This window comes from Lacrimispora sp. 210928-DFI.3.58 (genome assembly GCF_020554865.1).
GTDB lineage: Bacteria > Bacillota > Clostridia > Lachnospirales > Lachnospiraceae > Enterocloster.
Map to the genome: position 1 here is coordinate 1 of NZ_JAJCIC010000125.1, position 287 is coordinate 287.

Below are 287 nucleotides of genomic sequence, written 5' to 3' on the forward strand. Positions count from 1 at the left end.
TTCGGCGGTTTTACAGCCATCATACCCTGTTTTTTAAGGAATCGGTATAAACCAGAAATGGAACGGGAATACCCGCGCTGCCTGAGTTTGACCCAGAAGACAACAAGGCCAGCGTGAGGATTTCTGCGCCGCATATCGTTAATAAGCTTAATTTCAGCAACGGTATGCTGGTTTGGGTGATGATGAGGCCTTCTGGAATGATCGCGAAGGGAATCCCAGGAGCCATCATAGCGTCGAAGCCACCGATAGATATACTGCCGATTGGTCTTATATTTGACAGCAGCCTT

At 48.1% G+C, this 287-nt stretch carries 1 pseudogene; it reads right to left on the reverse strand.

Annotation, left to right across the window (positions count from 1 at the left end):
• Positions 1-251 (reverse strand): annotated as a pseudogene (locus LIZ87_RS22220) (IS481 family transposase); the annotation flags it as partial.
• Positions 252-287 lie beyond the last annotated feature (36 nt).